This is a genomic window from Rothia amarae (assembly GCF_014705945.2).
GTDB lineage: Bacteria > Actinomycetota > Actinomycetes > Actinomycetales > Micrococcaceae > Rothia > Rothia amarae.
Window position 1 is genome coordinate 2,223,293 of the sequence record NZ_CP061538.1, and the last position, 18,312, is coordinate 2,241,604.

15 protein-coding genes are annotated in these 18,312 nt (G+C 50.2%); 7 read left to right on the top strand and 8 right to left on the bottom strand.

The annotated features are described in order from the left end of the window. Positions 1–19: 19 nt before the first annotated feature. Both IDM48_RS10395 and IDM48_RS10400 read right to left on the bottom strand, forming a co-directional pair. A complete protein-coding gene (locus IDM48_RS10395; protein WP_190617315.1) occupies positions 20–880 on the bottom strand; it encodes a transposase family protein in 861 nt (286 codons plus the stop codon). A gap of 98 nt (positions 881–978) precedes the next feature. Further along, the gene (locus IDM48_RS10400) at positions 979–1,278 is read right to left on the bottom strand and encodes a phospholipase D-like domain-containing protein (RefSeq protein ID WP_190617316.1); all 300 of its coding nucleotides are present in this window, start codon (positions 1,276–1,278) and stop codon (positions 979–981) included. 175 nt (positions 1,279–1,453) lie between these two features. Here IDM48_RS10400 and IDM48_RS10405 point away from each other — a divergent pair, with 175 nt between their 5' ends. The 3 genes from IDM48_RS10405 to IDM48_RS10415 all read left to right on the top strand — a co-directional run bounded on the left by IDM48_RS10405 (position 1,454) and on the right by IDM48_RS10415 (position 4,283). Then, the gene (locus IDM48_RS10405) at positions 1,454–2,119 is read left to right on the top strand and encodes a hypothetical protein (protein ID WP_145176586.1); all 666 of its coding nucleotides are present in this window, start codon (positions 1,454–1,456) and stop codon (positions 2,117–2,119) included. Beyond that, positions 2,112–3,218: an XRE family transcriptional regulator gene (locus tag IDM48_RS10410; protein ID WP_190617318.1), complete on the top strand. Its 1,107-nt coding sequence runs from the start codon at positions 2,112–2,114 to the stop codon at positions 3,216–3,218. Before IDM48_RS10405 ends, IDM48_RS10410 begins: the two co-directional genes overlap by 8 nt. 72 nt (positions 3,219–3,290) lie before the next feature. Next, entirely contained in the window at positions 3,291–4,283 is a 993-nt protein-coding gene (locus IDM48_RS10415) for a nuclease-related domain-containing protein (RefSeq protein ID WP_068172771.1), read from the top strand. 10 nt (positions 4,284–4,293) lie between these two features. On the opposite strand, the gene IDM48_RS10420 is transcribed toward IDM48_RS10415, so the two are convergent. Then, a complete protein-coding gene (locus tag IDM48_RS10420) occupies positions 4,294–6,969 on the bottom strand; it encodes a DUF4143 domain-containing protein (RefSeq protein ID WP_068172770.1) in 2,676 nt (891 codons plus the stop codon). Here IDM48_RS10420 and IDM48_RS10425 point away from each other — a divergent pair. Next, positions 6,968–10,123 carry a type I restriction endonuclease subunit R gene (locus tag IDM48_RS10425; RefSeq protein ID WP_190617320.1) on the top strand — a complete coding sequence of 1,052 codons (3,156 nt, stop codon included), beginning with the start codon at positions 6,968–6,970 and terminating at the stop codon, positions 10,121–10,123. The two genes, IDM48_RS10420 and IDM48_RS10425, sit on opposite strands and share 2 nt — an antisense overlap. Before the next feature lie 117 nt (positions 10,124–10,240). Here IDM48_RS10425 and IDM48_RS10430 read toward each other — a convergent pair whose 3' ends face one another. Next, positions 10,241–10,594: an MATE family efflux transporter gene (locus tag IDM48_RS10430; RefSeq protein WP_190617321.1), complete on the bottom strand. Its 354-nt coding sequence runs from the start codon at positions 10,592–10,594 to the stop codon at positions 10,241–10,243. 516 nt (positions 10,595–11,110) lie between these two features. Here IDM48_RS10430 and IDM48_RS10435 point away from each other — a divergent pair. Beyond that, the gene (locus tag IDM48_RS10435; RefSeq protein WP_202939878.1) at positions 11,111–11,662 is read left to right on the top strand and encodes a hypothetical protein; all 552 of its coding nucleotides are present in this window, start codon (positions 11,111–11,113) and stop codon (positions 11,660–11,662) included. 57 nt (positions 11,663–11,719) lie between these two features. On the opposite strand, the gene IDM48_RS10440 is transcribed toward IDM48_RS10435, so the two are convergent. Then, positions 11,720–13,414, bottom strand: coding sequence for a glycoside hydrolase family 13 protein (locus tag IDM48_RS10440; RefSeq protein ID WP_190617325.1), 1,695 nt, complete (start codon positions 13,412–13,414; stop codon positions 11,720–11,722). 383 nt (positions 13,415–13,797) lie between these two features. Here IDM48_RS10440 and IDM48_RS10445 point away from each other — a divergent pair, with 383 nt between their 5' ends. Both IDM48_RS10445 and IDM48_RS10450 read left to right on the top strand, forming a co-directional pair. Continuing rightward, positions 13,798–14,742 carry a sensor histidine kinase gene (locus IDM48_RS10445; RefSeq protein WP_202939879.1) on the top strand — a complete coding sequence of 315 codons (945 nt, stop codon included), beginning with the start codon at positions 13,798–13,800 and terminating at the stop codon, positions 14,740–14,742. An 85-nt stretch (positions 14,743–14,827) separates the two neighbouring features. Next, complete coding sequence (locus IDM48_RS10450; RefSeq protein WP_190617328.1) at positions 14,828–15,490, top strand: response regulator; 663 nt, start codon at positions 14,828–14,830, stop codon at positions 15,488–15,490. 399 nt (positions 15,491–15,889) lie between these two features. Here the strand turns inward: IDM48_RS10450 and IDM48_RS10455 are convergent, their stop codons facing one another. The 3 genes from IDM48_RS10455 to IDM48_RS10465 are packed head-to-tail and all read right to left on the bottom strand — an operon-like array spanning position 15,890 to position 18,258. Continuing rightward, positions 15,890–16,645 (bottom strand): phosphatase PAP2 family protein, encoded by a 756-nt coding sequence (locus IDM48_RS10455; protein ID WP_190617330.1) that lies wholly within the window; start codon positions 16,643–16,645, stop codon positions 15,890–15,892. Between the two features lie 15 nt (positions 16,646–16,660). Further along, positions 16,661–16,912 carry a DedA family protein gene (locus tag IDM48_RS10460; protein WP_190617332.1) on the bottom strand — a complete coding sequence of 84 codons (252 nt, stop codon included), beginning with the start codon at positions 16,910–16,912 and terminating at the stop codon, positions 16,661–16,663. Between the two features lie 26 nt (positions 16,913–16,938). After that, positions 16,939–18,258, bottom strand: coding sequence for a M18 family aminopeptidase (locus IDM48_RS10465; RefSeq protein ID WP_190617334.1), 1,320 nt, complete (start codon positions 18,256–18,258; stop codon positions 16,939–16,941). Positions 18,259–18,312 lie beyond the last annotated feature (54 nt).

Consider the following 18,312-nt stretch of genomic DNA (forward strand, 5'->3'; position numbering starts at 1 on the left):
GTTTGAGTGTACTTTTAGGTCAGCTTGCCGGGCAGCCACGCGGCGACATACTGTGCCGGACGCCCTTCTTCTCTAAAACAATCCGTTTGTACCATTGAGGCTTATTCATAAGGGGTCCGAAGCCGCAAAGAAAATCAGCGCCCGCACCAGAAGAAAACACCCGCAAATAAACACCGAGCGGCCGACGGAAGCCCGTATGTAAAACCCGCCAGGTCTTCACCTGCGCAATCGTCCATTCAACCACCGAACGTAACCGATTGATCCTCCGATTATTCTCCTTCACCCTAGCCCTCATCCTTGCACCCGCTTTTCGTTTAGTCAGTGTGAGCAACCCCAGCCCGATGTACCCCTTATCTGCCAAAGTGGACTCACCCAAGAACCTCCCTAGCTGGTGAAAGCGAAAAGCATAAACATCATGCCTAGCCCCCGGCACCGGGTCGGTAATGGCTAGCAATCTCCCGTCTAAGGTACAGATGACTTGGTGATTGAAACCGGTTCTTCTGTGCTTACCTGAAAACAGTATTTGCCCTTGTGAAGACCAGTTCCAGATGGGAATTAACGTGCCGTCTATTACGAGTGAGCCAGGGACATTCTTGAGTGATTCAAGCTCGGGAACCTTCAACTCAGTCAGCTTCAATAAGGCACTTTCGATGCGGTTGATGATTCTAGAAACGGTGGCTTGCGAGAGATCAAAGATATCAGCTAAGAGGTCTTCGGTGATGTTGTGGCGTAGATAGATGAGGGTAATTTTCAGGGCTTGTGTCAGGCTGGTTTTGCGAGGTCTGGTGCCTGGTTGATTCCAGATAAGGTTCTTGTTCAGGGCTGTGGCGAGTGTGGCGAATTGTGCGCTAGTGAGCCCGGTTGTACGCTTGTTGTGCAACGGTTCTTCCGGTTTGGCTTGAGGTTATTTGTGATGATTTAACGCTCATTTTTGCCTTCGGTGGGACCGTTGTCTAGTTGGTGGCGGGTTCCTGGTTTTTACCCCTTATGAATAAGCCTCAAAGGTGTCTCAAGTGGCGAACCTGAAAGATATTGCTCACCCAATCTCGCGATTTCTCGTTGACAGCTAGATATTGAATCCACTAACTTTTCTGACTCAGCAAAACTTGGCGCAGTAAATATGAACTCAAAGCTCTTAGACTTTTGTAGCTCACTACTCAGTGCATCAAAGGCAAATATTGAAAAAGTAGCTGCCGCAATACGCACTTTCGAATCGGTGGTTACAGAGTCTGAAAAAACATCAGCCAGTGATGCCGAAATATTGTCATATATAGCCATGATTCCAAGCCCTCATCCCAAATAAAATCTCAGACCAGACTAACATCAGGATGAGGTTCAATAGATCCACCTGACTGCTCTAGGCAAGGAAATGGATTATTTATTACACCAACCAAACTTCGGGTTTTGTGCAATAATTTGAGGTACTTTATTCTTCTCCCGAAGGTGGTTCGTCATGCCTACTTCGCTTCCCTATTCCGAGGGTGCGCACATCGTTCAGCCTAACCAAGCTGCGGAATACTTAGCCCTGATGGGTATCGATATTGCAGATATCCACGAAAGCCTGGCTGCTGGCGAGACTGCTTCTGCCAACACGCGCACAAGTGCGCCCGTCACTGCAGCAGGTTCACGTCGCTGGTTCGACACCACAGAAGTACTCCGAGACCATCTCCGCACCAAACACAACTGGAACCTTACAGACCCGCAAAATAGGCCTCTAGCCTCTCACCCTATTAAGAAGTACACCCTAGGAATTATCGGTGGTAATGAAGATACTGGAAACCCTGATGTTCTAGCGAAACCACGTGCTAACCGCGCAAAAGGAAAAGCCACAGAACAAGCGGTCAACAGCGGTGACCCTGTTCTCTTCGTTCTTAATGCTCCAGAAGACCAGAAAGCTACTTCTGTAACTAATACCCCGCCCGAAGGAGACTGGTTCCTGCTCTACTACCGTGCAGAAAATGAACTACGTTGCGAGGTTTCCCTTCCTTACCCAAACTTCAAAGATGGACAATTTGGCGACTGGCAAGTACGCGTCCTCCTTCAACCCATACCCTTTGACACCGCAATCGAAAACATTAGAGACATCGGCGGCGGAGAAATCGACTTCAAAATTGCCTAACCTACTCAACCCAGACCGCATCTCCCTCGCCCGCAAACGGCGAGGTCACACCCGCGCGTCCCTCTCACGTGAATTGGGCGTTTCAAGTCGTACCGCCGAAAAGTACGAAATAGACGGTGCCCCGCTCAGCTGCGCCCCGAAACTTGCTGCAATTCTAGACTTTCCGGCGCCCTTCTTCGGGCTTCCGGGCGCTCCAGAAATCGAAACTGACACCGTCAACTTTCGTGCAGGTAGAAATACCACCCGCAAAAATAGAGATGCAGCAGAAGCCGCAGGTGCGTTCGGCGTTGAAATCGCACACTGGGTTGGAGAGCGATTCATTCTGCCCCGACTCAACCTTCCTGCCTTCACCCATGAAACCCCGCACATGGCAGCTCAACTACTGCGCGACCACTGGGGTCTCGGCGTCAAACCCCTACCTAATCTCGTACAACTTAGCGAATCAAAAGGCATCCATGTCTTTGGTCTACCCTCATTGGCGATGTCGGTAGATGCCTTCTCTTTCTTCCATAAGGCTCAGCCCTTTATTTTCTTAGCGCGCCATAAAACACCTGAGCGTGCTCGCTTTGACCTCGCCCACGAACTAGGGCACCTCGTCATGCACAAACACTCCTGCGCCGAATCAGCCGCACAGCAAGAACAAGAGGCGAACCAATTCGCCTCTGCCTTCTTACTTCCTGATTCAATGCTCGCTGAGTACATGCCCCATAACGCTAAAGTTAACGACATTCTCTACGCCAAAGATGCCTTCAAAGTTTCAGCCATGGCGCTCACCTACACCCTCCATAAAAACGGCAGGATGACCGACTGGATATACCGCACCACTTGCGCAGAACTCGCCAAACGTGGCTTTCAAAAGGGTGAGCCGGGTGGAATGTCTACCTACGAAATGTCCAAAGTTTATCCGCAGGTATATGCCTCAGATAAGAGCGGACCGGTAACGGTAGAACGTGTCGCGCGAGAGCTCTCACTCCCAGAAGATGATGTAAACGTTCTAACCTTCGGCACTAAGCTCAGAGTTATTGAGGGCGGTTCTACCAACAGTCGAAATGAAGCGAAAACCGTCTCAATCAGAAAGCATCTTAGCGCAGTGAAATAAAAGTAACTCAAGTTACAGTCGGTCAAGAAAAAGAAGTAGCATCAAGGGAAACCACTCACCCCAGGAGCCACCTTGGAACTACTTCTACTCGCTCTCGTTGTCCTGCTTACCCTCACATTGGTCGGGCTCGTCTTCTTCTATATGCAATGGAAGAAGGCGAGCGCTAGCACACCCCAACAATTCGAATCATTAGCGCAGAACCTTGCGCTTCTTGAAGGCCGCTTGCATGGCTCAAACAGCGCGCTCTTGCAACAAGTCAAAAATACGCCCAGCATAGAGAAACTTCGCGAAGCAGAAAACCAGCTTGCTGAGCGCATCGCCGCCCACCAAGAACTTGAAGCGAAAGTTCTCGAGCAAACTCAGCAAATCAAAAAGCTAGAAAGCCTTGATGACCGGGCTGAAGTTCAACGGCTCACCAAGGAACTAGCCAGCTTCAACCGGCAACTCTCTACCGAGCAATACACTCGCAAGACCATCCTCGATTCCTGCAAAGAAGCAGGACTCCACGGCGTCCTCCTCACCAACCTCACCTTCACCACCAGCGACGGCGTACGCCGTCAAATCGATCACCTCATCATCACGCAAAACACCGTGCTCGTGATTGAAAACAAGTATTGGTCAGGCAATATCTGGCACCTCAAAGTCCCGCACAAAGGTTCATCACCGCAAGAAGCGCTCATCCACCACCGAGCCACACCAGAGGGCCCCAAGACCAACATCTATTTTGAAGAACACACCGATTCCTACGCCGTCTCCCCTGGTAAACAAGCACGCATACAGGCAGTGCATCTCAGAAACTACCTCAATACACAGTCCCCACTGCACAGCAAACTCTTTATAGAAACTTTGGTGCTGTTCTCGCACGCCAACTCTTACTATTGGCAGAGCAATCTACGCGCCCTATCCCAGCAGACCACTTACTTTAGTCTGCATAACTCCGCTCAGGGCAACAGTCTCAAGGATTTTCTTCTCTCCATGAACTCCGCGAAGAAGCACAAGGTAGTAAACATCGAAGAGCTTCACCGCGCACTTCAACCGATGGCTTTAGTAAACGACAGATTTTAGCTTTTCTCCGTTACTTTTCATAACCAATCGATCGCAACCAATCGCTAACAGATTCATCCATCAAATTGATAGTCCGAATGCTGGAGAGAAAAGCACGTGAAATAGGTGTCAGCGCAGAGGAAAGCTTAGGCATCTGAATCGCGATAGATTCAATCTCTGCGACCCCTTCGAGTTTTTGGAGAGTATCCCGAATTGAGGCAATATCGTGAATAAGAGAATCTGGAACATCTTCACCTGAAGCTTCACTCAGCAAATGAACACCGCGATTGAGTTTACTAATGAGTTCAGACCACTTTTTAGAAGCCTCCTGAGATTTTTCCTCTGTTTTCTTGGCTAATGGAGCAAGCTCTTTAGCCATCTCTTTCAATAGCTTCTGTGTCTGAAATGGGTTTGATAACGCTTGCTCATTGAGCTTTCCACCGCTCTCTTGAAAGCCCAATCCTAACTGAGTAAAGGCACTCATAAAACTTTCAAGGGATGACTCAACCTGTGGGTAGGTTTCCTCAATCTCTGCTAAATAATCGAAGGCGCCCTTAGCTACTTCCTCTTCTTCAGTTGAAGTCGATTCGCTAATTTCAATTCCCTGTTGCTCCCTCTCTTCAATCATCTCGTTGATATATCCAGCAAGCTCTTCAACCTTCTGGCGGTAGCCACTTGCGCTCCGGTCGAGTGTTCTTATCTCAGAAACATCTTGATACAACGTTTGCTTCACGCGTTCAACAATCAAGCTATTGCCGGTATTTCGCTTAAAAGCAGGAGGAGTAATCCACACCAGTGGAAGCATAAGTTGCTTCTCTGCGCCGGCGCGCTCAGCAGCGTCCAAAAACTTCTGAAACTCATCCACGCAAGCCTTACTATTCAAATAGCGAGGAGTAATAAAGGGCATGAAAAAGGTAGAACGTTGAATTTCAGCGTCTAGACGATTCCATAAATGTTCTCCCCAACGCGCCTTATCAGTGTCAAGGAACAAATCAACTGAACGCCCAAACAAGCTCTCAAGTGCCTCGGCAATATCTCTACCAAACTGGCGCATATCTCCGCCAACCACGGAATCAGCATCCTGATGGGTATAGCTCATAAAAATCTGAGTATCGGACATATCTTCCCCTAACATTTCGATCTCATCTTGAGCTTCTTCACCATCAGCTATCTGCGGAGGGATTTGAAGAGCGAAATCCCCCTCCCAGGAATCTCTTGACCCCAAATATTCAATAGGTATCGCCCAAATATCTTCGCTCACTCTCATAACTTCAGGATTATGCGACACCAAGAAACCCCTGTGAAAATCGTCAGGATATAGCTCCTTAAAAGCCCGGATTCCCTTCAAATGATCCGCCTTAAACCGGGTGGAAGATTTTACCTCAATAGCAACCAATCTGCCTTGACGATCTCTAAGTACTAAATCAACTTCAGCAGGCTTCTGTTTGATTGATTGACGCCAATGGAAAATATCCACCTCCAGTTCAGACCAACCGGCATGCGCCCTCATCTGTTGAACAACATGTGCTTCAGTGAGCCTGCCCCGAATATCAGAATCATCTAATCTTTTATCGCTCTGACTGGTAATGACATGAGTGGATAATGCTAAATCTGCTGGAAAAAATTTCGCTGAGCTCCGAAGAGTACGTTTGGAGGGGCGGTGAAAGTTTGGAACCTCGTACACCAAGAACCTTTTTTCTAACGCATTGATATAGCTGTCTACAGTTCTACGATCAATAGATAGATCTCTTCCAGCTTCAGACATATTTAACTCCGATGCTGGATGGCGCAGAATGTAAGCCAACAATTCATAAGCTCTTTGCTGGTCAAAAATTTCACCCGGTTTTACACGCTCTGTCAAAATACTCCGAATACCTTGCTCAATAGCAGAGCGTAAGAGCCCCGGGCTTTTTGTGGTCTCAGAAACTCTGTACTGTGGCATACCGCCGCGAGTAAAAATCTCGTTTTGACTAGGAAAAGCTAGAGATCTCTTAGTATCAGAAGGTTCTGCTCTGAACATCTCATCAATTATTGACCAAGGAGCAAGAAGTTGCTCGCCGGCAAATATTTCAGCCTCGGATAAAGGCTCCAGAGTAATTCTGAACGCCCGGCGTGCTAGCGGATCAGAGCCTCCAAAGTTTGTCTGGGTTTGCCCGATACTCGATGAACCTGTAAGAAGAACTCTGATTTGGTCACTGTTTTCATCCAAGATTGTTTTAAGAGCTAGCGGAAGGTCAGGGACGAGCTGAGCCTCATCTATGGCGCAAGGCCAGGTTCGACCGCGCAACCAAGCTACCGGGTCGTTTTCAACTGTTTTCCTTAGTTCTACATCCGTCATAGAGTAAACCGCTGTTAGCAATCCATCTCTGCGTAGTTTCTGCACGAGACTGGTTTTACCCACTGCCCTGGCACCCTCAACGATGAGCACAGGAGTAACAGCTAAATGTTCACGGATAGTGGGTTCTATAAAACGAGGATACAAGATCATATATAAAATTGTACATTGGATGAACAAACGAATGTACATCCAATGTACAAGTTTATATTTTTGGTCAGCCTCAGACCAGCAAGGTGCAAATATTCTACATACAGTGCGTAAAATTTCATGCACTGTACGTAGGATATTTGCACTTTTGCGCCAGACCATAGGCTTCACCTCATACACTGAAAGAGAAACTTCTGCACCTTCTCCCCAGGAGCCTCCCATGCCCCGCGCTCACCTCGAACGTCCTTTCCAGCAAGAAATCTGCGAGTACCTTGCAGCAAACGGATGGGAACACTCCCCCAACGATTCCGAATACGATGCCGAACGGGCACTTTTCCCGGCTGATCTCCTCAAATGGTTGCAGATAAGCGATCCGCAAAACTACGAGCGCATCGTCAAACCTGGCTTGAGCGCTGATGAAACAGCCAAAGCCAAAGAACGTATTCTCGATTCACTCGTGCGCACACTTGCTACTCCTGAACTGCAAGGAGGCGGCACTCTTAACGTACTGCGCAAGGGTTTCAGAGTGCTTGGTGCGCGTCGCCCCTTTAAAGTACTTCAGCTACCCCCACAAGATAACCGCAACCCTGAGCTCTCGGACCTCTTCGAAAAGAACATCCTACGGGTAGTTGAAGAAGTCCATGCCTATCCTACTCAGCCCCAAAAAGCTCGGGTTGATCTAGTCTTTTTCTGCAACGGCATACCGGTAACAACCACCGAGCTCAAAAGCGAATATGCCCAAACGTTGCAGCAAGCCATTAAACAGTACAAGCAAGACCGTGACCCCAAGCTATCCCCGCTCTTGCAGGAACACCGCGGTGCTCTCGTCCATTTCGCACTTGCCCAAGACGAAATTTTCATGACCACCCGCCTTGATGGGAAAGCCACCACCTTCCTCCCCTTCAATCGCGGCAAAGACAACGGTGCAGGTAATCCAATCAATCCTGAGGGCATCTCTACTTCTTACTTCTGGGAAGAAATTCTGCAACGTAATACCTGGATTACTATCCTCAGTAAATTCATCTACACCAACCACGAGAAGAAAGTAGATCCGTTCACCGGCAGGATTACTCATCACTCGCAAACACGATTTCCCAGATACCACCAGTGGCGAGCAGTCACCAAACTCGTTGACGCTGCTCGGATCGAGGGACCAGGACACAAATACCTTATCCAGCACTCCGCCGGATCAGGTAAAACAGATTCCATCGCTTGGACAGCCCACCGGCTCGCCAATCTGCATAATGAAGACGGTGAAAAAGTCTTTGACTCCGTCATTGTTATTGCAGACCGACAGGTTCTCGATAGGCAACTTCAGGACGCCGTAGACCAGCTCGTGACTGCAACCGGAACCTTTCAACCCATTACCCGCGGAGGCGAGGGATCTAAGGCAAAACAGCTCAAAGAAGCTCTCGAATCCGGTGTGCAAATCATCGGTGTTACGTTACAAACCTTCCCCTATGCGCTAGAAGAAATGCAGAAGAGCGGCAGCCAGCTAGCCGGAAAACATTTTGCAATCATCGCCGATGAAGCGCACTCCTCCCAGGCAGGTAAAGCCACCGACTCCGTAAAATCATTGCTCTACCAGGGCGCTGAAATAGACCTTGATCTCGAAGGCAACGAATCTGATGCCGACCAAGAAGCGCTCACCCGCATGGCAGAACGGTTAGATTCCGCTCACCGCATCTCCTTCTTCGCTTTTACCGCAACACCTAAAGAAAAAACCCTACAGATTTTCGGACGCCGACCCGCACCCGAACTGCCACCAGTGCCTTTCGACCTCTACCCCATGAAACAGGCAATCGAAGAGGGCTTCATCCTCGACGTCTTAAAGAACTACACCAGCTATGAAATGGCTGCTCGCATTGCTCAACGTGCAGAAGAAGACAACGCCAACGAAGAAATCGATATTCAAAAAGGCACTAAAACTCTCATCAATTTCGTAGAGCTCCACCCCACGAACCTCTCCTCTAAAGTAGCGATTATTCTTGACCACTACACCGGCACCGTCAAAAATGAGCTGGGTGGCAAAGCTAAAGCTATGGTGGTTACTAACTCGCGCGCAGCAGCCGTACGCTACCAACGTGCTTTTGAAAAAGCGATTCGTGAACGAGGATTGCCGCTACACACACTGGTTGCTTTTTCCGGTGAGCTCCCTGACCCAGATGTAGAAACTCTTCCCGGTGGCGAAACACCCACTGTTACTGAGAGCTCCATGAACCCGCAACTTCACGGACGAGACCTCGCAGAAGTTTTCGCCCAGGAAGACCAGCATATTCTGATTGTGGCAAACAAGTACCAAACTGGTTTTGATCAGCCACTGCTCGTGGCCATGTATGTTGATAAAAAGCTCTCTGGCATCACAGCGGTTCAAACTCTTTCTCGCCTCAATCGCCGCGCCGCTGGCAAAGACAACACCTACGTTTTAGACTTCGTCAATGATCCTCAGAAGATTCTGCAGAGCTTCAGCGAATACTATACCGAGGCAGAAATTCGCCAAGAATCTGACCTTGAGCTCATTTCCAAGCAAGTTTCAAAACTGGATACTGAAGGCATCTACACCGTCGAGGATGTAAAGCAATTCTGGGAAAAATGGTCAGCATCAAATGTACGCCAGGCGAATTTCGATTCCCTGCTCCGACAACCCGCAGAACGTTTCGCCATTCGATGGAGCAACGCTCGCGAAGACGGCAACAAAGCAGAATTAGATAACCTCACCGACTTCCGCTTCACACTCACGCAGTACGTAAAAACATATGCTTTTTTCGCCCAAATCTTTGATTTTAATGACCCATACTACGAGGAACTAGCCGCTTTCGCTGACCTTCTCAGCAGAAGATTACGCAAGTTCACACTCGATGAGCCGAACCCTGAACAAGTAGATGTGGACGACGTCGTCCTCACTCACTTCCGCCTAGAAAAGATTCGAGAAGAAGACCTCAGGCTCTCCGAGGGAGAAGCTAGCGGACTCACGGGAATTACCGAAGCTGGCATGGCACAGGTGCGAGAACGGGAGCGCAAAAAGAAATCTGTAGTCATCGAAAAGATTAACGAGTACTTTCAGGGGCTCGATTTAGGCGACGAATTTAAGGTGGGATTCGTGTCCACCATGGTTGCCGAAATCGCGAAGGACTCCCGGTTGCAGTCCACGGCCAGATCTAACACCAAGGTTGATTTCCAATACTCCCCCGGCGTGCGCACAGCTATTGAAGATAAGCTTTGGGAGTACGAAGAGGGCACCGATGAAGTAGTGAAATACGCCCGCAACTTACCTGTTCAAGATTTACTCAAGCTCTTCTTAGAGCTAGGACTCTATGAGCGGCTGATAGAAGGGGATACAAGCTCCGAAGATACGGCAAGCTTACGAATCGTCTAGCTGAATTCGGCGGCTGATAACTCTCTGCCCTTATGTACACAAAAAGCGTTGAATGCTCATCTTGTTCGGTGAGCATTCAACGGTTTGAGTGTACTTTTGGGTCAGCTTGCCGCCGTCCTACAGTGCAGGCTGCATTTCGGCAGGCTCTGCCGCCTTGCCCGCTGCTTGGAACCAGACCATGAACAGCATGGTCAAACCATTGAAGAGCACTGAAATCAGCATGGCGGTCATCATCTGATCGCCGCGATCCAGCAGAGCTTCGCCGCCGATGAGCAACAAAGCCTGGTCGCGGAAGACGAAGACCAGCACGCCGAAGACCAGCGAGATACCGGTAATCATCAGTGCTGCCGTGCGGATGGAATCACTGATTCGTTCCTGGTTACGAGCGCCCACCGAGTAGGCAAACAGCGACATGCCGCCGAGGGTAACACCCATCGAAATCATTTCGGGAAGCATCACAATGCAACGCATCTGGTGTACGGAATATCCACTGCTCCGGAACCTATGACACGCACCCTCTGTGGATTACTGCATCTAGTGCTACTTATCCACATATAGCGACTCTCTCCTGCCCACAGATGTAAGCAATAGACGAGAATAAAAAGGATGCGAACTATAGAAGACTTAGGAAAGCTCCTTCTCACAAAAGACTGCCTTATACGTCAAGGCTATACAGATTACGGACTCCGCACGGCCATCCGGCAAGGGCATATTACTCGTCTACGACAAGGAGTATATATAGGAACGCAAAATTTACAGCAGATCTCCGCCTGGGAACGTTATCCTCTCCAGATCCTTGCGCAATTCAAGAGTGCTCCGTCCACTGTTTTCTCGCATCAATCAGCAGCAGTTTTGCACGGCCTCGCCCTCATCAGAGTGAACCAGCAGAAAATACACCTTTACTGCAAGCCAAGTTCACGTGGGTATTCACCGGAGACTACTCGCCACGCTCTATTGCAAGAAAGCACTCCTTACGCAGTGACTCCCGTGGGCGCAATAACAACCGATATCCCCACGCTTCTCTTGGACTGCGCACGAACTTTACCCTTTGAGGAAGCAGTAGTTATAGCCGATTCGGCTCTTTATGCTCAAAAGATTTCTCTTGCTGAACTCTATATTTTGCTTCGTTCCTTTCAAGGCAGAGGAGCAGCCAAAGCATACAAGGTGGCAGAAAATCTCAGCTACTTATCTGAATCTCCCGGTGAGACTCTCACGCGTATGCGTCTTTCAGAATTGGGCATACGATTTCGCCAGCAAGAACCCGTGGTGCTAGGCAGCAAAACCTATCGAGGCGATTTCTACTTGATTGATTTTGATTGTTTTGTGGAATTTGATGGAAACATGAAATATAGCGATTTTGGCTCACCTGAAGTAGCTATAGCGAGCGAACACGCTCGAGAAAGACAGTTTCTCAATTCAGGAGCAAGGATTTTTCGTACCGATTGGAGCGAGGTCTTTTCTCATCCTGAACGGTTTGAGAACAGGTTGAAGGTCTTCCTCCGAAAGATTTCTGAGCCCAACGTACATAAAAAGCGGTGAATGCTCACCTTTTTCAATGAACATTCACCGCTTTGGCTGTACTTTTCCTTTAGTCAGCTAGCTCTTAAACCACAGGGTTGCCGAGCCAGGCACGTTCTCGCCGTCGAACTCGGCTGAGCCCAGCACGAACCGTGCGCCTCGCACAGCTTCGGGGAGGACGACGGCGTCCTGCCCAAAGTTGGTCACGCACACCCAGCCGTTGGGGCGGATAAAGGCCAGTAATGAATCCGAACCGGTCTCGAGCCATTCCAACTTCTCTTCGCTTTGAAGTTCACGCCGAGCCTTCAGTGCAGCGCGGTAAAGATTCAAAGTAGATGAAGAATCTGCTTCTTCTACCTCGACCGAGTAATCAGCAAACCACGTTGGCTGAGGCAAGTGCGCTCCTGCTGGACCAAACCCCAAAGATTCTCCGGTGCGTGTCCAGGGCAGGGGCACGCGGCAACCGTCGCGACCCACATTGACTCCCGGCGAACGGAAGAACGTGGGGTCTTGGCGGTCAGCATCAGGGATCTGACCAGCCTCGTGCAAGCCGAGTTCCTCACCCTGGTAGAGATACGCCGAACCGGGCAGCGCCAGCTCAAACAAGGTTGCCGCACGGGCGCGGCTCTCCCCCAGCTCACGATTAAGCTGGTCGTCGGGGGCACCGGCAAGAAGCCAAGCGCGGGCAATCTCTTCATTGGTCTTCTCGGTCGAAAGCGGCAAGCCATAACGAGTAGCATGGCGAACGACGTCGTGATTAGAAAGCACCCAGGTACTCGACGAACCTGACTTCGCCGAAAGTTCCAGATTCTGCGCAACAATCTTCTTGAACTCTCCGGCCTCAAAACGAGCGGTGAGCAAATCAAAGTTGAAGGCCTGCCCTAGACCATCGGGGCTGGCATAGGCGGGAACCCTCTCGCTTTCTACCCATGCTTCGGCGACGGCGGTGCGCGGCGGGTTGTATTCATTGAAGACCTCACGCCATTCGCGGTAAATCTTCTTGGTTTCATCGCGATCCCAAATAGGGTGATTGCCGTCTGATTTGGGAATAGTCTGGAGCTGAGCCTCAGTGGGGAGGTCTTCATTCTTCTCTGCTAAATCTTTGGTGAGCGCGTGTGCAACGTCGATACGGAACCCGTCCACCCCACGATCGGACCAGAAACGCAGAGTCTTCTTGAAGTCCTCGTGAACCTCGGGGTTCTTCCAGTTCAAATCAGGCTGCTCGGGTGCAAAGAGGTGCAGGTACCACTGACCATCTTCAACCTGCTCCCATGCCGGACCGCCGAAAATTGCCACCCAGTCAGAAGGGGGTAGCTCGCCGTTTTCGCCGCTACCTTCGCGGAAGATATAACGGTCTCGCTCTGCTGAACCGCGGCCAGCCTTCAGCGCCGCCTGGAACCATTCGTGCTGGTCAGAGGTATGATTGGGAACGATATCAACCACAATTTTAATGCCAGCTTCTTTCAGTGCCACCGCCATCTCATCAAAATCTGCCAGGGTGCCGATTTTGGGGTCAACATCGCGGTAGTTCGCGACGTCGTACCCGCCATCTGCTAGTTCCGAGGGATAGAACGGGGAAAGCCAGACGGCGTCAACCCCCAGCTCTTTCAGGTAAGGAACGCGGGAGGTGATGCCCTTCAAATCACCGATGGTGTTGCCGTCTTGATCGGCAAAAGAGCGGGGATAAATTTGGTAGACAACCGCCTGCCGCCACCAATCGGGGTCAATTCCCACAGGGCCCGCAAAATTTTCGCCGTTGAAATTCTCAGCCATGATTCTCCAATCAATAGGTTTTCTTTAACGCTATCGAAGTGGTGTGGGTAACTGAAGCTTTCTGAAATCGGTGAGTTTTCCAAAAATTGAAAATAAATTCCACCTATAATTTTTCTGTGGTGAATCTTTCTCCCTACGCGCAGAGGGCGCGCCGGTTCCTTCTCTCAGACACAGCGTTAAGAATCTCAGCATTCCTTGTGGGAATCATTATTTGTCTATCTGACTATGTGGATGGGTTATTCGATCATCAGGACACGCAAAGCATCTTTTTTCTGTCGCTTGCTTACGCACCTCTGGTTGCGGTTGCCCTTAATACTTATACAGGGGTGGGCGTCTGGTTTCTCGTGTGGTTTATCGTGGGAATGAATCCTACTGGTGAATCTATGAATCAGGTAAGTCTGGTGTTGCCAGCGACTCTCAGCAGCGGACTCATCGTCTACTTTTTACCGTGGCGTCAAGCCCTGTGGTACTCCATGATGACTTTACTCATGCTAGCTTTCACTCCCTTTTTGATTCCGCCGTTTGATTCGGCGGTTCATCTAGTAGCTACCATCGGGGTGTTGCTTGCTCTGATTAGCGGACTACTCATTAATTGGTTCAAACAGACCACCCTTCAAACCCGGTCGGAGCTTCTGCTAAGCCAGGCATATCAGGAGCAGGTTCGCCAAGAAGAACGCATCAAACTTGCCCACGAGCTGCACGATATCGTGGCACACGAAATCACGCTGATTGCTATGCAGGCGCAACGCGCCAGGTATCTTAAAACCCCCGAACAAACGGAGATGATTTTAGAGAGTATTGACAAGTCTGCTCAACAGACGCTGCAAGATTTACGCAGCGTCGTCTCTTTGTTAAAAAATCACGGCGCGGCAGTTGAAGAACCGCTTCTTCACTCCGAGGATCTTTTAGAGATCGGTGATCTTTCGGGTGAAACCACCGATGCTGAATCTTTAACGAACGATTTACACCGAATTGCTAAAGCACTGAGAGAACTCGGGTTTTCCGTGGACCTAGATATATCCGGGGACATCCGGGAGATCCCTCGCGCCATACGCCAAGCCTTACGCCGAACCGCCCGAGAGATGGCAACCAATGTGTTTAAACACGGCGACCCTCGGGTGCTGGTCAGAATATATCTGCGGATAAATAATCAAGGATTTAGTCTCAAAACAATCAACGGAATCAGTCACGAGAAATCGACCATAGGGTCTACTCAAACCGGTTTAGAGGCGATGAAAACAAGGTGCAATTCATTAGGCGGAAAATTAGAGATCGCAGAGGATAATAAGTTGTGGATTATCGAGGCAATTTATCCTTTGCACCGGTAAATTTTCAAGGTATGCCAGTTGCCTTGAATATAAAATGGCGAGCTCGAAAACGGTGCATTAAATCTAACAGGGGAAAGAACAATCAATGATAAAAGTCCTGATAGCAGATGATGAAGCCATCATGCGTGAAATTATTAACGATTATCTCGCCCATGAAAAGAATATTTCGGTAGTGGGAGAAGCCCGCGATGGGCAATCTGCTATCGTACAGGCGCGCGGTCTACGCCCCGATGTCGTCCTGATGGATATGCAGATGCCGGGAATTGACGGTGTGGAAGCTACTTCGATTATCCATCAGGAGTTACCCGACGTGCGCATCCTGGGGTTATCAACCTTCGCAACTGACCGGTATGTGGTGAACCTACTTCACGCGGGAGCATCCGGATATCTGGTAAAAAGTTCCTCCCCCGAAGAAATCGTTTCTGCCCTTCATACAGTGGTGGACGGCGGTTCGGTACTCTCTGCAGAAGTCACCCGCCATGTGGTTCACACACTCAAAGAAAATGGACCGGCATCCCCACAAAATGTTTCCCCCTACAAAGATCTTTTAACAGACAAAGAACTCGAGGTTATTAAATTACTCGCGCAAGGTCTCAACAATAAAGAAATGGCGGAGCAACTTTTTATTACGGAATCCACCGTAAAAGCGCGCTTTGTAAAGATTATGGAGAAAATGCAGGTGCGGGATCGTGTGCAAATTCTAATCAAAGCAATTGAGCACCATATCGTGGATGTAGGAAATTTCTAGGTTTTTCTCCCTGAAATTTATCCACCCAGAAATAGAAAAGAAGACCCGCACGCTTTGATTACCTCAGCTAGGGCTAGTATCAACGCCCATAGAGGTTTTATGCGTTGATAAGCTCACCAGGGAAAGCGGCTGAAATAATCGCCGATTAAGGGGCAGTGTGCAAGTATAGGGGTCCCTGCTTCACGGTGTCCTTGAATCGGTTGAAATTCTGGATGATATGCGGGTCTTCTTCGCTATTTATTTATCAGGTGAAGGGGAAACAGCCGTCATTTCATGAGAAGTTATCCCTGCTCGACCTCATGCATCATCGATCAGTGAATTATCATCTGGCTAGAATGAAATTCTGGCTTGAAAACTCTCCTTCATCTCTCACTCTAAAAGAGAGAAAGCGATTTCTTTTTATACTTTTGTATAGATTGTTGGGCTCTGTTTGACCAACCCAGCAGGAAAAATCGCGTAGACCAAGCAGGCAGTGGTGGTTCCTAACGTGAGCCCGGCAAGTACGTCGCTGCCCCAGTGCACTCCCACGTAAAGGCGTGAACAGGCAACCGCGAGCATTAATAGCCCAAGAAGTATGCCTAAGATCCAACGAGCACGCCGGTTCAATACCACATAGCATGCCAGAAAAATGGAGACGCACAGTGCGGCAATTCCGGTCGAGTGGCCGGAGGGGAAAGAGAACGTGGTTTCGTGAACGAGACGGTCTACCAGCGGTGGGCGTTGGCGGTCGAGAATATTTTTGACCAGAACCATAGCGCCCGAAGAGAGCAACATCGTCAGCCCGATAGTCACCAAGGGCAGCCAGGAGCGCCGCCACAAACCAATAATCACAATGGCAACGACTGCGTAGGCCCAGTCTGGCAAGGTGTTGAATCCGGAGGTGAAAATTTCTATCGGTTTATTCGCCCAGCTCTCTCGTTCGGTGACAAAGAGGTTCCAGATGAAGCTATCCACGGCGTTTTGGGGGTTGCGAACATTGACCAAAAGCAAGCCGAGAAACAGAAGGAGACCGCCTACGGTAGCGCCGAGTAACCGCACCCGATGGTACTGGGTGATCAACGCAAGACGTGCCTGTGCGTCGTCCATCGTCTGCACATATTCGCGGGTGGAGGTTCGCGCCTCATGAGTATCTTTTCGTGGGGAGAGTGAGCTCACCAAATGACCTTTCTACTAGACCATTTTTTTCGCCGCGAAAAACTGAAGAACCACAGGAACCAACGAGACTGCAATGATTCCAAGAACGATGAGGTCCACATGGTCACGGATAAAGCTGATTTCACCCAGGAAGTGGCCGGCGATAGGTAATAGCGTACCCCAGGCAAGAGCGCCTATAAGATTCCAGCGTATAAAGGTGGCGCGAGGCATCTCGTTGATGCCTGCAAGCACAGGCACCACGGTGCGAATCAGCGGCGTCGTCCTCAATCACTAAAACTTTCATGCCGACACCGCTAGAGGGTAAAGAACCCTTCAATCGCGCGCGTCATGAATGCCATATCGTGCACGTGGCACATTTCGCGTGCCGAATGCATGGAGAGCAACCCGATTCCGACGTCGACGGTACGCATTCCCAGTCGGGTTGCCGTAATGGGGCCGATAGTCGAACCGCAGGGAACATTATTGTTAGACACGAATTCCTGATAAGGCACATCCGCCTTCGAGCACGCCAGCGCAAAAATTCCCGCCCCTACCGAATCCGTGGCGTACCTCTGGTTAGCGTTGATTTTCAGGAGCGGACCATGCCCTGGCTGAGGGTGGTTTGCTGGGTCGTGGTGCCCCACATAGTTAGGGTGAACCAGATGCCCGGCGTCTGCTGAAAGGCATACAGAATTGCTAATAGAGCGGCGGTATTCCTCAGTGTTCTCACCACGCGCGGCAGAAATGCGCACCAGAATGTCTTCAAGAAACGGTCCTGCCGCACCCGACCGGGAGGCAGATCCGATTTCCTCGTGGTCAAACGCTGCGAGCATCACGGTCTCTTGGGCTCGGCGGTTATGTTCCCCGCCGGCGTAGCGTTCAAGCGCCGTCAAACCGGCATGAACCGATGACAGATTATCGAGACGTCCTGAAGCAAAAAATTCATTGGCTCCCCCAAAGACGCGCGGCGCCTGGGTATCTGCAAACAGCAGGTCATACCCCACGATGTGTGCGGAGTTAATTCGTTCTGCCTCTCCCCGCTCATTCTGGGCGTATTGGGCTACGAAACCCAGCACATCATTTTCAATATCTGCGGTGGACCAAACGGGGTAAAGATTGCCCTGTTTATCCAGTTTCAGCCCCTCGTTGGCGCTCCGATCGAGGTGAATTGCTAGCTGAGGCAACCGTGCGATGGGCCCGGTGGACACCAGAAAATCTTTGAGTTCAGACCCACGACGAACGGTGAGCCGACCTGCCAAGCACAGTTCGCGATCCAGCCAAGAGTTCAGCAGAGGGCCACCGTAAATTTCAATGCCCACTTGATTCCACCCGGCGGTGCTCACCGAAGAATGAGGTTTGACCTTCAACGACGGCGAATCAGTATGCGCCCCCAGGATGCGGTAACCAGAGGCTTTCTCCCCCGCACCGCCTGCCCAAGCGATGACCGCGCCATCGCGCACTACAAAATGCTGCCCCGCGGCGACGTCGCTCCCCCATGCCTCCCGCTCGTTGAGCTGGCTGAACCCAGCTTGCTCTAGACGACGAGCCACCTCCTGCGCAGCGTGAAAACTGGTGGGGGAAGCCGCCACAAAGGCACCGAGATCTTCAATATTTTTCTGAGCGTCAAAGGTCATAAACCCAGTGTATCTAACTCGCGAAAAGAGCAGGAAGAAGTGCACAAGCAGCTA

Bases quoted from the DNA above. Each gene is read 5' to 3' on its own strand.
- IDM48_RS10420 (WP_068172770.1), bottom strand. From the start codon at position 6,969: ATGGGAGGCTCCTGGGGAGAAGGTGCAGAAGTTTCTCTTTCAGTGTAT.
- IDM48_RS10445 (WP_202939879.1), top strand. From the start codon at position 13,798: ATGAATCAGGTAAGTCTGGTGTTGCCAGCGACTCTCAGCAGCGGACTC.
- IDM48_RS10440 (WP_190617325.1), bottom strand. From the start codon at position 13,414: ATGGCTGAGAATTTCAACGGCGAAAATTTTGCGGGCCCTGTGGGAATT.
- IDM48_RS10425 (WP_190617320.1), top strand. From the start codon at position 6,968: ATGCCCCGCGCTCACCTCGAACGTCCTTTCCAGCAAGAAATCTGCGAG.
- IDM48_RS10465 (WP_190617334.1), bottom strand. From the start codon at position 18,258: ATGACCTTTGACGCTCAGAAAAATATTGAAGATCTCGGTGCCTTTGTG.
- IDM48_RS10450 (WP_190617328.1), top strand. From the start codon at position 14,828: ATGATAAAAGTCCTGATAGCAGATGATGAAGCCATCATGCGTGAAATT.
- IDM48_RS10405 (WP_145176586.1), top strand. From the start codon at position 1,454: ATGCCTACTTCGCTTCCCTATTCCGAGGGTGCGCACATCGTTCAGCCT.
- IDM48_RS10430 (WP_190617321.1), bottom strand. From the start codon at position 10,594: ATGCGTTGCATTGTGATGCTTCCCGAAATGATTTCGATGGGTGTTACC.
- IDM48_RS10400 (WP_190617316.1), bottom strand. From the start codon at position 1,278: ATGGCTATATATGACAATATTTCGGCATCACTGGCTGATGTTTTTTCA.